This window comes from Litoreibacter sp. (assembly GCF_039974535.1).
Lineage (GTDB): Bacteria > Pseudomonadota > Alphaproteobacteria > Rhodobacterales > Rhodobacteraceae > Litoreibacter.
The window spans coordinates 101348-115946 of the sequence record NZ_JBDWIU010000012.1; the positions used below are offsets into that span (position 1 = coordinate 101348).

The 14599-nt window shown below is 56.3% G+C and carries 14 protein-coding genes; 3 read left to right on the forward strand and 11 right to left on the reverse strand.

Translation table 11 applies throughout. From position 1 onward, the window contains the following. Position 1: 1 nt before the first annotated feature. From ABJN86_RS13430 to ABJN86_RS13455, 6 genes are all read right to left on the reverse strand, one after another. Positions 2-1189 (reverse strand): toxic anion resistance protein, encoded by a 1188-nt coding sequence (locus tag ABJN86_RS13430; protein WP_348363601.1) that lies wholly within the window; start codon positions 1187-1189, stop codon positions 2-4. Between the two features lie 4 nt (positions 1190-1193). Then, positions 1194-2078, reverse strand: a complete 885-nt coding sequence (locus tag ABJN86_RS13435) for a 5-bromo-4-chloroindolyl phosphate hydrolysis family protein (protein ID WP_348363599.1) — start codon at positions 2076-2078, stop codon at positions 1194-1196. 152 nt (positions 2079-2230) lie between these two features. Beyond that, a complete protein-coding gene (locus tag ABJN86_RS13440; RefSeq protein WP_348363597.1) occupies positions 2231-3055 on the reverse strand; it encodes a TerC family protein in 825 nt (274 codons plus the stop codon). A 264-nt stretch (positions 3056-3319) separates the two neighbouring features. Continuing rightward, complete coding sequence (locus ABJN86_RS13445; RefSeq protein ID WP_348363596.1) at positions 3320-5035, reverse strand: hypothetical protein; 1716 nt, start codon at positions 5033-5035, stop codon at positions 3320-3322. Between the two features lie 59 nt (positions 5036-5094). Beyond that, positions 5095-6609, reverse strand: coding sequence for an Asp-tRNA(Asn)/Glu-tRNA(Gln) amidotransferase subunit GatB (gatB, locus tag ABJN86_RS13450; RefSeq protein WP_348363594.1), 1515 nt, complete (start codon positions 6607-6609; stop codon positions 5095-5097). A gap of 82 nt (positions 6610-6691) precedes the next feature. Next, positions 6692-7429 (reverse strand): hypothetical protein, encoded by a 738-nt coding sequence (locus tag ABJN86_RS13455; protein ID WP_348363592.1) that lies wholly within the window; start codon positions 7427-7429, stop codon positions 6692-6694. A gap of 85 nt (positions 7430-7514) precedes the next feature. On the opposite strand from ABJN86_RS13455, the gene ABJN86_RS13460 reads away from it, so the two are divergent. From ABJN86_RS13460 to ABJN86_RS13470, 3 genes are all read left to right on the forward strand, one after another. Next, positions 7515-7835: a helix-turn-helix domain-containing protein gene (locus ABJN86_RS13460; protein ID WP_348363590.1), complete on the forward strand. Its 321-nt coding sequence runs from the start codon at positions 7515-7517 to the stop codon at positions 7833-7835. Positions 7836-7969: 134 nt separating this feature from the next. Further along, positions 7970-8758 (forward strand): transglycosylase SLT domain-containing protein, encoded by a 789-nt coding sequence (locus tag ABJN86_RS13465; RefSeq protein ID WP_348363589.1) that lies wholly within the window; start codon positions 7970-7972, stop codon positions 8756-8758. 107 nt (positions 8759-8865) lie between these two features. Further along, complete coding sequence (locus ABJN86_RS13470) at positions 8866-9243, forward strand: MAPEG family protein (protein WP_348363588.1); 378 nt, start codon at positions 8866-8868, stop codon at positions 9241-9243. A 51-nt stretch (positions 9244-9294) separates the two neighbouring features. On the opposite strand, the gene ABJN86_RS13475 is transcribed toward ABJN86_RS13470, so the two are convergent. From ABJN86_RS13475 to pepN, 5 genes are all read right to left on the reverse strand, one after another. Further along, the gene (locus ABJN86_RS13475) at positions 9295-9693 is read right to left on the reverse strand and encodes a hypothetical protein (protein WP_348363586.1); all 399 of its coding nucleotides are present in this window, start codon (positions 9691-9693) and stop codon (positions 9295-9297) included. Positions 9694-9713: 20 nt separating this feature from the next. After that, positions 9714-10607: a DMT family transporter gene (locus ABJN86_RS13480; protein WP_348363584.1), complete on the reverse strand. Its 894-nt coding sequence runs from the start codon at positions 10605-10607 to the stop codon at positions 9714-9716. A gap of 29 nt (positions 10608-10636) precedes the next feature. Continuing rightward, positions 10637-11392 carry an SDR family oxidoreductase gene (locus tag ABJN86_RS13485; RefSeq protein ID WP_348363582.1) on the reverse strand — a complete coding sequence of 252 codons (756 nt, stop codon included), beginning with the start codon at positions 11390-11392 and terminating at the stop codon, positions 10637-10639. Between the two features lie 19 nt (positions 11393-11411). Beyond that, positions 11412-11939: a hypothetical protein gene (locus ABJN86_RS13490; protein WP_348363581.1), complete on the reverse strand. Its 528-nt coding sequence runs from the start codon at positions 11937-11939 to the stop codon at positions 11412-11414. A 67-nt stretch (positions 11940-12006) separates the two neighbouring features. Beyond that, complete coding sequence (pepN, locus tag ABJN86_RS13495) at positions 12007-14559, reverse strand: aminopeptidase N (RefSeq protein WP_348363579.1); 2553 nt, start codon at positions 14557-14559, stop codon at positions 12007-12009. Between the last annotated feature and the right edge of the window lie 40 nt (positions 14560-14599).

A 14599-nucleotide genomic window follows, 5' to 3' on the forward strand; every position in this document is an offset into this window, starting at 1 on the left:
ATTAACCGGCGGCAGAGCCGACGTTGTGGCCGGATGCAGTGCCGCGTGCGGTGGCAGAGGCCAGCGTGTCGCGCAGCTCGCCTTCCATGTTTTGCAGCTCGGTTTCCGCCTCGGCCCGCTTGCGCTTGCCCTCGTCGGCAATGGCCAAGCTTTCCTCGATGGTGCCGATAAGGTCGGCGTTGGCCTGCTTGACGGCTTCGATGTCGAAGACACCGCGCTCCATTTCTTCGCGTACGGCCTTGTTGGCTGTGCGCAGGTTGGCGGCGTTGGCGGTCAGCAATTCGTTGGTCAGATCGTTCGCATCACGCACGGCAGCCGCCGCCTCGGAGGAGCGTTGGATCGTCAGGGCCTGCGCCAGTTGGGTTTCCCAAAGTGGCACGGTGTTCACCAGCGTTGAGTTGATCTTGGTGACCAAGGATTTGTCATTTTCCTGCACCAAACGAATGGAGGGCAAGGACTGCATGGTCACCTGACGGGTCAGCTTCAGGTCGTGAACGCGGCGTTCCAGATCGTCCCGTGCGGCCCGCAGGTCGCGCAGCTCTTGGGCGACCATGACTTGGGCGTTTTCATCAGCGGCCTTTACAGCGGCTTCCTTGGCGGGGATGTCTTTCGTGTCGAGTTCGGAGACCTTTTCTTCACCCGCAGTGATGTAGAGCGCCAGCTCGTCGTAGAAATTCAGTGTGTGGTCATAGAGCACATCCAAGGACTTGATGTCCTTAAGCAACGTGTGCTCATGGGTCAGCAGGTTGTCGGTGATCATGTCGATCTGACCTTGGACGGTTTCGTAGCGAGCCATGAACTTGGCGGCAGGGGCGGCGCGGCCCAGAATTTTTTCCCACCAAGAGCGTTCGCGGCGCATGTCCATCTCGGAGATGGAGAAGCCACGGATCGTGGTGACGATGTCGCGCAGGCTGCCACCTGCAGGGCCCACGTCCTTGTTCCTTACGTCCGCCAACATGGATTGGCTGATCTCTTGCAAGCCAGCCTGAGCGTTGGAGCCGAAGGACACAATCGAGTTGGTGTCACTCATGTCGATTTCGTCCATGCGGCGGCGAATGTCGGCCGCAACTGGTGCATCTGCTTGGGCCAAGGGGACCAAGTCGGTGGAGGGTTCTTTGAGAACCACTGCTGCAAGCTCTTCTAGGGCTTGGGTGGATTGTTGTGCCTTTTGGCGGACAGTGTCGGACATAAAGTTATTCCCCTTCGTTCAGGCGGATGCCTTCGCGCTGCAAACGGTCGCGCAGCACATCAATTTCAATATCAAGATCGGTGCGATTATCTGACAGAAGCGCCTGATTTTTCGCGGTGAAATTTGCCTCAAGATCGTCAAGAAGCGAGGCGTAATCTGCCTTCACGGATGGATCGCGGCCTTGGGCGTAGAGTTTGGAAAACTTGATCGTCGCGTCCTTGGCCCCCAGCAGGTAGACGCCCAGATAGCGCCGCGCGGTGGTCAGGTCACGCGGATCATTCTCGACTGTGCGAAAGAAGCTGCGCGCGGTGGCTTGGAAACGCTCCACACGGGCGGTCATTGTGCGGTCGCCTGCGGTTTCAATGGCGTCAGACATGGCTTGCAAATGGCGTTCTGCCTCGTCCACAGCGCGGGCAACGCGGTCGGTTTGGAAGGTGTCGACGCCGTCCACAGACTTGTCACGCATTGGGTCCAAGCCAAAGGCAGTCAGGTGCAGCACCACGGTGATGATGCCGTAAAGGATGCCGTCCATGAGCGAGGTGTCGAATGTCGCGACGCCAACACCCAAGCCCAAGGCCACTGCGCCAAACAGCTTGCGCGGAATGGCAGGGCGGCGGGCAATTGTGCGGGCCTCATAGGCGCTTTGCGCATCAATGCCGTCGCGGGTTAGCCATGCGCCAAGCGCCATCAACGCAAAGGCGCCAATGGCCACAATCATCTGCGCTGCACTTTCGCCGATCGAGGTGAACACGATGGGAAGGGCTGCCAAAAACAGAAGATTTGCACGGCTACGCCCCTTGGCGGGTTTCGCGATGGAGGGGGGCGTCGACGCCTGAGATGTCGTTTGTGTGCCGTCTGGGCTGAATTTGCCGCCAAATTTTTGCGCCATCAGAGTGCGCCTGCCGATGCCATCGCAACAAGGGCTAGAAGCAGCACATATGCGATTTTTTGGATAACGTTGGCGGACATAGCATCTCCGATGGAAAAAGTTAATTAAGTTGCACGGCAAACATAGGCATTCGCCGTGCAACTTACCAGATGTCAGTGGGTGCCGGTTTGGTTGCTGTTGCGTTCCGCTGCGAGCTTTTTGGCGTAGCCAGACTGAATGAACTCAACCGCAAACAAGACCACCACCGAGAAGTAGAAGGTCGACTTGGACATTGGAATGACCGGGTAGTTGAACACCTTCAAAGCCAGCTCCTCATTGTGGGTCGCATGAGACGCCGCAACGCCAGCTTCACCCAGCAAAACCACGCCCACGATGAGCAAGATGAACAGGCCAAGAACCTCGTACATGCGGTTCTTTTGCAAAAATTCAGTCACGCCGTCGGCCAAAACCAGCATCGCAAGGCCCGAGATCAGGATTGCGGCGGCCAGAACTGGGAACACATCGGTGATCGCAATCGCCGACAGAACGGAATCGAAGCTGAAGATCAGGTTCATAAAGACGATCAGGGCCACAACCTTGGCCGCCGATTTGCCGGATTTGCCCTCTACATCGTGGTTGAGGTGCTCCACGGACAGCATGTGGCTGATCTCTTTGACCGCCGTGTACATGATGAATATGCCGCCAAAGATGAAGACGCAGGTCGCGAAGTTCACGCCGCCTGTCAGAATGCCTTCCCAGGTGAAGATGTAGAACGGCTCGGTGAGTGAGGCGAGAAGCTCTACCATAAGGAACAGCAAGATTACCCGCAGGGCGACGGCGATGATGATGCCCCAAAAGCGCACGGCCTTTTGTTGCGCCACTGGCGCGCGTTGGCTCTCGATAGAGATGTAGAGTAGGTTGTCGAAGCCTAGCACCGCTTGCAAAAAGCAAAGCATGAGCAGGTTGCCGATATTTTCGGCGGTAATGAGATCGGCCATTGTGAGCCTCCGTTAATTCACGTTGCGCATAGGCATACAGAACATGAGGGCAGGGGCAAGGTTTCTACTTAAAGGAGTTTAACCTTGTTTGGGGAGTGTTGGGTTAAAGCCAATGGCGAATAGGTCGTTTTACCTTGGCAAAGCCAATATCTCTGACCTACAGGCGATCGATTGGGAATATTGGGATCAGACGCCCAAAACGGTGATTTAAATCCTTCATCCGGATTAAGGGCGCGCGCGATCTAGTTGTATCTGTTGGCATACTCAAGCTGAGGAATGTGCGGTGATCTGTGCAAGAATATCGTCACGCCTTCGGGAGGACTTATCGTGGTTGAACGACATGTCTTCAGCGCTAAAGACTGACAAAGCTAATTCGACGTGTTTTAGGGCAGATTCTAAATGTTCGACCGGTGCTGTTGTTCTAACGTGTTGAGCGAGGCCAACCTCTGCAATGGAGATGTTATCGATTGTAAGCGCCCAATTGACTGGGTCGGTGGTCTTGGTTCGAACTTCAAGCGCTTCTTGGAAAGTTGATATAGCCTGCTCTAATAGTTCCACCCCTTCTGCCTTGGTTGTTTGAGTCCCCAGCGCAGATAAGGCATTGGCAATGTTGTTTTTTACAATTCCCCAGTGGACGGGGTAGTCATCCCTTGTCAGGACCTTAAGGGCTTCGTTGCAAGAAACGAGTGAGTGCCGGAACCATTGGGTGCTTTTGGCTCGACGCGTACGCAAACCTAATTGGCATTGAGTGTTCCCAATGTTTAAATTGGCGAAAGCCCAATACAGTGGCTCTTCTTCGAATGTAAAAACGGTAAGCACGTCATTGTAGGCCTCTACAGATTGCCTCAATAACTTGACCCCCCTGCGCCCCTTTGTTCTTTGACCTTGAGTGCAGAGTGTTACTGCAAGGTTTTGCGTCGTCATTGCCCACTCGGTAGGATGACTGGATTTAGGGGTAACCTCTAACGCATTTCGGTAGGCTATCGCTGATTGCGCAATCAGCTCCGTTCCTTCTGAACCCAATATGCGGCTGCCCAAGTTCTCTAAAGATACAGCAAGGTTTTGAGCGACCATTGCCCATTCCATAGGGTGCGTCTGTGGGGAGTAGACGTCAAATGTCTCTCGGTAGTTCGCGATTGCTTGCCGAAAGAGAGCTTGCCCTTCAGTGCTACTTGCACGCTCTCCAAGGGCTTGTAGTAAATTGCTGTAGTCTTGGGTTGTCATCGCCCAATCCAAAGGGTGGTCAGCTTTTGTGAATATCGTTAGTGCGGCCCGGTAGGCATTTCCGGCTTGCCTTAGAAGGTCTAGCCCAGTTTCGCCTTCGCTATTTATTCCCCGAGTTTCGAGGGCACGAGCAAGGCTGTTGAAGGCCGAAGCGCGCTCTAGCGGCGTGTCTTGAGGGGCCCATCCATATAGAGCATCTCTATGGGCTTCGATCGATTTGATTAGCAGCTTATCACCTGCTGTTCCGAGGGTTCTTTGACCCTGCGCCTGCAGCGCGTTGGCCAGTAAATACCGGATATCGCTCAGCTCTTCTGGGTCATCTGATTGCTCGAAGCGGTTCGCAATGTCTCGGTATAGTTCGACAGACTGTGCCAGCAGAGAAGTACCTTCTGGGCCATCTGTCCAATGTCCCTTTCGTTCGAGGCAAAGAGCTAAATCTAACTTTGCAGAAGCAACTTGCGCCTCACTTTGAGCCACATCAACGTTGAGTTGCGCAAGCTCAATGGCCACGTTTAGTTCGAAGCAGAGTTCGGATTCTTGTGAGTTTGAGCGATACGCTCGAACTGCAATACGAAATGTGTCGAATTTAACCTTATCGGAAATGCCAGATGTTAGATTGCTTGAAATTAGATGGACAACAGCACGCGTATCCAGAGCTTCTTTTGCTCGGGATAATTCGCCTTCAAAACTTTTTTCGAAATTCTTGAAGGCCTCAAGCAGCAATGATGTTGAGTAAGTGTCTTCGGGGAGGGGCATGGAGAAATTGCTTTCGAACTATTGAAAATACTATTCAGTTCGAAAGCAATTGCAAGCAGCTACCCCCCCAGCTTTTTCGCCACCAATTCGTTCACGGCCTTAGGGTTGGCCTTGCCGCCCGTGGCCTTCATCACCTGACCCACGAACCAGCCAGCCAGCTTGGGGTTGGCTTGCGCTTTTTCCACCTGCGCGGGGTTTGCGGCGATGATCTCGTCGAGGGCCGCCTCAATCGGGCCAAGGTCGGTGACCTGCTTCATGCCGCGTGCTTCGACTATTTCTGCGGGGTCGCCGCCTTCGGAGTAGACGATCTCGAACAATTCCTTGGCGATCTTGCCGGAAATTGCATCCGAAGCGATCAGGTCAATGATGCCGCCCAACTGAGCGGGGGAGACGGGGCTGTCGCCGATGGCCTTGTCGTCGTCCTTTTTCAGGCGGCCGAACAGCTCGTTGATCACCCAGTTGGCGGCCATCTTGCCGTCGCGACCTTTGGCAACATCCTCAAAATACGCCGCATCCGCAGTGTCTGCCGTCAGCACCGAGCTGTCGTAATCCGATAGGCCGAACTCCGACATAAAGCGCAGGCGTTTCTCGTCTGGCAGTTCGGGCAGGTTGGCGGCCAAGTCGTCCACCCAAGGCTGCTCGATCTCTAGCGGCAACAGGTCGGGGTCGGGGAAGTAGCGGTAGTCGTGGGCTTCTTCCTTGGAGCGCATGGAGCGCGTTTCGCCCTTATCCGGATCGTAAAGGCGAGTTTCTTGATCCACCTTGCCGCCACCCTCAACGATGGCGATCTGGCGGCGGGCCTCGACCTCAATCGCTTGTTGGATGAAGCGCAGGGAGTTCATGTTCTTGATCTCGCAGCGGGTGCCCAAGTGGGAAAAGTCGCCGGTTTCTTGGAACTTCTCGTATTGGCCCGGCGCGCAGATCGACACGTTCACATCGGCCCGCAGGTTGCCGTTTTGCATGTTGCCGTCGCAGGTGCCCAAGTAGCGCATGATTTGGCGCAGTTTGCTGACGTAGGCGGCGGCCTCTTCAGGGCCACGGATGTCGGGCATGGAGACGATCTCCATCAGCGCCACGCCTGTGCGGTTCAGGTCAACGAAGGACATGGTCGGGTCCATGTCGTGGATGGATTTGCCCGCGTCTTGCTCAAGGTGGATGCGCTCGATGCGAACGGTCCGCGCCACGCCGGAGCCCAACTCTACCAGTACCTCACCTTCGCCCACGATTGGGTGGTACAACTGCGAGATTTGGTAGCCTTGCGGCAGGTCAGGGTAGAAGTAGTTCTTGCGGTCAAAAGCTGAGTAGAGGTTGATCTCGGCCTTCAACCCAAGGCCCGTGCGGACCGCTTGGGCAACGCATTCCTCGTTGATCACTGGCAACATGCCGGGCATGCCCGCGTCCACAAAGGCCACGTTGGAGTTTGGCTCGGCCCCGAACTTGGTCGACGCACCCGAGAACAGCTTGGAGTTGGTGGACACTTGCGCGTGCACCTCAAGTCCGATCACCAGCTCCCAATCTTGCTTTGCACCAGCAATAACTTTGGGCTTCGGGGTCTCATAGGTCAAATCAAGCATGGGGATCTCCACTAGGTCGAGTGCGTTCTAGTGAGAAATTGCAGCTCGGGCAAGGTGGCAAAGCCCCGCCCGACTGCTTTGTTTATACTGCGAGGGTTGACCTGCGGTCGGCGCGGCGTAGCTGGCCAATCGACAATGCATGTGCCGCCATGAAGGTGCCCACAAAGAAACTGGGGAATAAGCCCAGTGGCCATGCGTTGATAATGTTCGGCACGTCATGAGACAGAAGGTGCATAAAGCCCACGGAGGTGATGAGGCCTGTCACAATGGCAACGGCAAAGTCGACCAGCCCGATGATGTTCGCGCGCCATACCAAAAGGCGCGCAATGGAGTCGCCTCTTTGGGTTGCCCGCATTGCTTTCCATGCCGCGACGCCAGCCAAAATATCACCAATTCCAGCGGGGAGGGCAAATTGCCACGGAATCGTGCCGTTGGCCCACCCGATCAGGAACACCCCACCCATGACGCGGGGCAGTTGGTAGGCCATTAGTATCGATTGATCTGTGTGTTCGGTGATCGCTCTGCCGAGCGAGGTTAAGCGGGCCAAGGCCCACACCCCAAATGCCCCACCAAACATGAGCATCAAGACGTAGGGCGGGTCCATCATCGTAGGCGGCGGCATAACTAGCCCTTCCGCTGTCGCGAAGGCGGCCAAAGCATGCCAAATGCCAAGAAAGCCAGCTGTTATGAAGACGGCTTTGCCGATTTTTGGTGGTGGAACTTTTGCTGTGGTCGCTGAAACAACCAAGGCACCGATGGCCAATGCCGGCAAGAAAGAGGTGAAGAAGCGCACATAGGCTTCAAGGAAGAAGTCGAACATAAGTGAATCCTAGAATCATTTTCGATAGTCACTATTTATTATGTAGTGACTATGCAAAAGCAACTCCATATTGTATCACGAAGCCATGAAGCAGATTGACCGCGCCAATTGCCCGATCCAACGGGCGACCAATATCGTCAAAGACCAATGGTCTATTCTAATCATCCGAGAGTTCTTCTTGGAGGGGGCGCGCAAGTTCACAGACCTCCAGTCACACCTGAAATTGTCGCCAAACACGTTGTCCGATCGCTTGAAACGTTTAGAGGATTCTGGGGTGATTGACCGCCATCTATACACGCAGCATCCGCCACGTGCCGAATACCGCTTAACCGAAAAGGGCAAAGCGCTGGGGCCGGTGATGGATGCGCTTTACAACTGGGGAATGAACAACACGCCGGACCTATGAACGGCTCGGATTGGCTATATTTCGCCGTGTAAAGCTGAACCTATTGGCGGTTTGTTGCGACTATTGAAACAATAGAGAGCTGATGTGGACATAAACATTGTCAGCACCGTTCATCTCTGTTTTTTATGCCCGTCATGCGCTGCCACGCACTCATATTTACTGCCTTCTTGGCAGCCGCACCTGCTGCTGCGCAGGAGCAAGACGCAAGCGCTGAGCCTGCGCTTGTACCTGCGTCGTTGAGTGTCGCGACGCCAGAGATCATCCGCCCAATACCCCGCGATGACCATATCCCAACCGCGCGTTGGGATTTTCGCCCCGAGGGGCGCCTTTGGACCCGCACCACATTGGAGGCGCTAAAGGGCCACGGCTTACCGCTGTTGACGATGGTTCCAAATGATATGGACGACTGGTGCCCTGCATATTCGACCAATGGTTTGGACAAGCGTGCGGAGTTCTGGAACGGCTTCCTAAGCGCTTTGGCCAAGCACGAAAGCACATGGAAGCCCCGCGCAGTTGGCGGGGGCGGTCTGTGGTACGGGCTTACCCAAATACTGCCCGGAACTGCGCGCGGTTACAAATGCCGTGTCGGGACGGGGGAGGCGTTAAAGAACGGCTCTGACAACCTCAGTTGTGCCGTGCGCATCATGGCCGTCACGGTTAAGCGTGATAACGCGGTGGCGCGGAAGACCAATGGCAAGCGCGGCGGCGTTGCGGCGGATTGGGGTCCAATGACCAAATCGTCCAAACGTAAGGAAATGGCTGGGTGGCTGCGCAAACAGAAGTATTGCAAGCCGTTAAGTGCGTCAAAACCCCAGCCTCGCCCCGCAAAAATCGCAGCACTATTGCCCTTGGAGCAAAGATTGGCCGAGATAAAGCCAGCGGAGCGCCCAGCGACTGTGCGCACGGTTTTTGCGCAAGACTGAGGTGCCGTTCGTTTCAGCTTGTGATCTTGCCCGAAATTGTACAGATATTTCCTAATTTTGCAGGCGTCATCAGGGGCCTGCGTTTCATTATTGCATAGGATATGAGCATGCCACTTATCGAAATAATCGCACTTTTGGCCGTCACCCAGTTTATGTACTTTGGCTACAAGGTTGGTATTCAGCGCCGCGATAGTGGCCTCAAGGCCCCCGCGATGACGGGTCATGAAGGGTTTGAGCGCGCCTACCGTGTACAAATGAACACCCTTGAGGTGTTGGTTCCGTTCTTGCCAGTGTTGTTGCTGTCTGGGCAGTACTGGCCAGCCCTATTGATCGCCCCAATTGGCATCGTCTACCTTGTGGGGCGCGGGTTGTATGCTCAGGCATATGTAAGCAACCCGTCCAAGCGCGGACTGGGTTTCATGCTGTCTCTCGGGGCAGTCGCCGCGCTGCTGCTACTGGCGCTTTTGGGCGCAGTTTTCGGCTAGACCAGCGGGATCGCCCAGCGTCGCATCAAGCGGCTAATCGGCCGGAAAGTGCTAGCCACGGTCCCCTGATGCCCATTTGTAGGCATCGACAAAATCAAAGGCGAGCGACACAATATTTGTCGCCGCCAACACCCACAGGTACGCGCCGTAAGTTGTTGATAGATCAGGGTACATCCACAAGATCAACAACACCAGTGGCGTCCAAAATGGCAGATGTGGCAGGGACATGGTTTTCGACATGCGGCGCTCGATCAGCATGATCGGCACATTCAGCAGCATCGCGATGATGGCAAGGAATGCGATCAGTATTCCGTAAGGCTCGTAGATGAAGAAAATGCTGGCGGCGTTGACTGGTACAAGCCAGACCACCATCCATATCTGAACCCACATGGGCATGGCGCGAAAAGACACCCATATTGCAAGGAACACATTGGGTTGTGCGTCGTTCATGGCGGCACCTTTTCGGTTGGTTATTGTTGAGTGGCCCTTTGCCCCCGCCACATGATGAACAAGCCGGACAGCACGATCAAGCCTGACCCTACGACCATGGGGAGGGATAATGTCTCGCCAAAGAAAACCACTCCCAGCCCAATGCCAAACAGCAGGCGCGTGTAGCGGAAGGGCGTGACCGCTGAGACCTCGCCCATCCGCATGGCCCGCATCAAGCAGGCATAGGCGGTTGTTCCAGCCAGTATCGCGCCCAGTAACGACAGGCTTGATGCGAGGTCAGGCCAGATATAGGCCTGAGCGTCCCATAGAGAGTACACGCCCCCTATAAAGACGAGCGCCAAGAAGCCGTAGAGCCCTAGGATGGAGGTGCTGATCGATGGGGGCGCTGCACGGCTTGCAAGATCTCGCCCCGCGAAGCCAAGCATCCCGATCACGGCCAATATCGACAGAGCCGAGAAGCTATCAGCGCCGGGCTGAACGATGATCAAAACCCCAATTAATCCGGTAAGAATAGCGCACCACCTGCGCCAGCCGACCGTCTCGCCAAAGATCAGCGCGGCCCCCGCAACCACAACCAAAGGGGTGGCCTGCATGATGACGGTGGCCGACGATAGCGGCGTCAACGCTAGGGCCAATCCGTAAAACAATCGCCCCACGATCTCAAAAAAGACCCGTAATCGCATGGCAGGGGATATGACGTCCGCAGTATACAGGCGCTCCTTGTTAAACAGTGCGATGGCGGTGAAGATTGTGGTGCCGCCCAACCCGAATATCAGCATAACCTGACCGAGTGGCAGACGGGCCGCAGCGACCTTAATCATTGCGTCTTCAATCGCGAATGCAGCCATTGCGGCCACCATAAGAACGGCACCAATGAAGTTGGCGCTGCGGGCAGGGGGCGTTTGAGTATTCACATATCGCTTCTTTGTGGTGCTGGAGAGGCTTACCGCCCGCCGGTGACATCTAGCGTGGTGCCGGTGATGTAGCTAGCGCCGCTGCTCATGAGGTAGACAATCGCGTGGGCGCATTCCTCGGCATCGCCCGGGCGCTTCATAGGGACTGAGTCTGCAAGATCGTCGCACCGATCAGGCAGGCCACCTTTGGCGTGAATTGCGGTCTCGATCAAGCCGGGACGAATGGCGGCGACACGGATGCCGTCAGCTGCAACTTCGTCACTCAAGCCTTTGGTGAATATGTCAATTCCGGCTTTGGTTGCCGCGTAATCCACATATTGGTTGGCTGAACCCAGCCTTGCCGCAGCCGAGCTGGTATTGACGATCACGCCGCCATCGCCGCCGAAAGCTTTCGACATGCGCAGCACGCCTTGTTGGGCCACGAGCATTGCGCCGATTAAGTTGACGTCCACCATCCGGCGCAGGCGGTCATATGACATCTCTTCCAGCCGCTGTGGCTGGTCCACGATACCTGCGTTATTTACCAATGCGTCCATCTGCGGGAAGGCGGCGTCAAAGCTCTCGAATATCCGCACGACGTCCTCGGGGTTCGAGACGTCACCTTGGAACATATGGGTGATCGCGCCTTCTTGTTCGCACATCTGTGCGACAAGCTGTGCGCCCTTCAAGTCGCCGTTGTAGTGAATACCTACGTCATAGCCGCTTTTGGAGGCCAGAACGGCCGTCGCTGCGCCAATGCCAGAGCTGGCACCTGTGATCAGAACTGTCTTTGTCTTACGAGCCATTTTGGGTTCTCAATTCAGTTTATAGTTTGAACGCTGTTTTGATGTCGGCCAGCGCGTCGCGTTGGCGGTCGGACAGCCCATCATTGCTAGAGGTGCCAATCGCATTGAGGATCTGCATCAAGGGGGCCAATTGCTCTGCTTCGCGAAGTTTGTACAGCTTGCGGGCAAGGCGCGACACGGCCTGTTCTGGACCGCCGCATTCGCTCATCAACCAACGTCCTAGGACAACCAGCTCCTCAGCATCTTTCAGGCTGACATGCGTAGCGTTCTGCATTTCGCGGATCATCTCAATGTGGGATTCTTGCGATGGAAGGGTGTCCATCTCCAAGAAGGCCACCGCGATACCGCCAATCGCGACTTTAGGGTCCTCAATGTCTTCGGCTGGGTGGCGGTTGGCATTGCGCTTGAAGCCGAAACGACGTGCGGCAAGGCGAACTTCGCTTGCGGCCTCGATCAGGTCACGGCCCGAGCTAATTGGGCCGCGTGAGCGGATATAGTAAAAAATCGCTGCGCCAAGAGCACCTAAGATCGCTAAAATTACTGGCATTTACCAAACTCATTATGTTTTGTTTCAACGGTTTCTTATAGCGCGGAATTGGGCCGAACTGTGGCCCCTATGCGTTTAGAATTCGGGTTGTCATTTCTGTGAGGTCGCCGCTTAGGTCTGGCGTGGCTTTGATCCGCTCCAGCGCATCGCGCATCATGCCTTGGCGATCCGCGTCGTAGCGCTTCCATGTCTCGAAGGCTGTGGACATGCGGGCGGCGGTTTGCGGGTTGATCGCGTCCAGCTTGATCAGCCAATCCGCCAGCAAGGCATAGCCCGACCCGTCAGGCGAATGGAAGCCCGCCGTGTTGCCAGCCAAAGCCCCGAACACCGCGCGGAAGCGGTTGGGGTTGGTGATGTCGAAATCGGCATGGGCCGTCAGCGCCTGTGCCGCCTTGGGAGCCGCATCCAGCTTGGCGTGGGACACTTGCATGGCGAACCATTTGTCGATCACCAAACGGTCGTCTTTCCATTGATCGTAGAACGCCTGATTTTGCGTCTCGCCCACTTCTGCGCGCAGCAGGCAGCTTAGGGCCGCCAGTTGCTGGGTCATGTTGTCGGCATCGTCGAATTGCTTGGCGGCTTGCGCTCCGCCATCAAGGCGCGACAACATGGCTAAGGCCGCATTGCCCCATGCGCGTTTGTCGGCGTCCTCGGACTTGGCGCTATAAGGGCCGGTGACCTGCATTTCGGCATAGATGCGCTGCAGCAGGTCCTGCATGGCTTGCGCGATGGACAGGTTGAACGTCTGCGCGGCGAGGTGGATTTTGGTCGGATCGGGGGTCAGTCCGCCGTCGACCAAGGCTTGCGCGATGTCGTCTTGCGAGGGGCCGGAGAACACCAGAGCCTTAAAGCCCGGGTCAAGTGTGTCATCGCGCGCTACCGCCACCAAGGCATCCAAATAGGCCTGATCCGGGGTGGCATCCTCAGCGACCATGCGCACCAACACATCGCGGCTTAGGGCACGGCCGGCTTCCCATTTATTGAACGGGTCGGTGTCATGGGCCAGCAGGAAGGCGCGTTCCTCGTTGCTTTGGTCGCGCTCCAGAATAATCGGGGCCGAGAAGCCACGGTTGATCGACGGGATCGGCTTGACGTCCAAACCGGTGAAGCGGAAGGCGTGAACCTCGTCGGTGACTTCGCAGATGCGGGTGGCTTGGACTTCTTTGCCCGTCTCATCAAGCAAGCCCACAGCGATTGGGATGACGCGCGGGTCTTTGGTGTCTTGGCCCGGTGTGGCAGGGGTGCTTTGCGTAAAGGTCAGCGTGTAAGTGCCATCTTTCCAAGCTTCTTTGACGGAGACGCGCGGCGTGCCGGCTTGCGAATACCACAAAGAGAACTGCGTCAGGTCGCGGCCTGTGACCTCCTCAAAGCATTTAAGCCAGTCTTCAATGGTGCAGGCTTGGCCGTCATGACGGGTGAAATACAAATCACAGCCTTTGTAGTAGGCTTGGTCCCCGATCAGCGTTTTGAGCATGCCGATCACTTCGGCGCCCTTCTCGTAGACGGTGGCGGTGTAGAAGTTGTTGATCTCGACGAAGCTATCGGGCCGGACTGGGTGCGCCAACGGGCCGTTGTCCTCACGGAATTGGCGCGCGCGCAGTTGCAATACATCCGCGATGCGTTCCACTGCGTGGCCTCGTGTGTCGCCCGAGAATTGCTGGTCGCGGAAAACCGTCAGGCCTTCCTTCAAGCACAGTTGAAACCAGTCGCGGCAGGTGATGCGGTTGCCGGTCCAATTGTGGAAATACTCATGCGCAATGATCGTCTCGATCCGATGGAAGTTCCCATCCGTAGACGTGTCAGGCGAGGCCAGAACGGCGGAGGAGTTGAAGATGTTCAGCCCCTTGTTCTCCATGGCGCCCATGTTGAAGTCATCCACGGCGACGATGTTGAACAGGTCCAGATCGTATTCGCGGCCATAGACATCCTCGTCCCATTTCATCGAGCGCTTTAAGGCGTCCATGCCGAAGGGGGTTTTGTGCAGATCGCCATCACGCACATAGATGTTCAGATCAACCTCGCGCCCTGACTTGGTGGTGAATGTGTCGTGCAGGTTGACCAAATCACCTGCGACCAGCGCGAACAGGTAGGCTGGTTTGGGGTGGGGGTCGTGCCACTTGCCACCGCCAAGGTCGTTGCCGTTGGAGAGCTTGACCTTTTCCTTGCCTTCAACCGTGACGCTGAACACGGACATGACGTCGGGGCGGTCGGGGTAGTAGGTGATTTTGCGAAAGCCCTCGGCCTCGCATTGGGTGCAATACATGCCGTTGGACATGTATAGCCCTTCCAGTGCGGTGTTGGTCGAGGGGCTGATTTCCACCTCTGCCTCAAAGACGAAGGGGGCGTCGGGGGCTTGGGCGGTTAGCCCCAGATCGGTCAGTTTCGCCTGCGCATCAACGCCGTCGATGGTCGCGGAGATCAGTTGCAGCTTCTCGCCGTGTAGGTAGAAGGTCTTGTCGGCTGCATCAGGGTTGGGCCGGAAGGCAATGCGTGAGATCACGCGGGTCTCAGTGGGATGCAGCTTGAACGTCAGCTCCACGCTGTCCACCAAATAGGACGGGGGCGTGTAGTCCTTAAGGTAGATTGTGCGTGGGTCGATTGTCGCTGCGGCGTCCTTCATGGGGCGGTCCTTCTTGGGTGTTTCCGAGGGCGAACCGTAG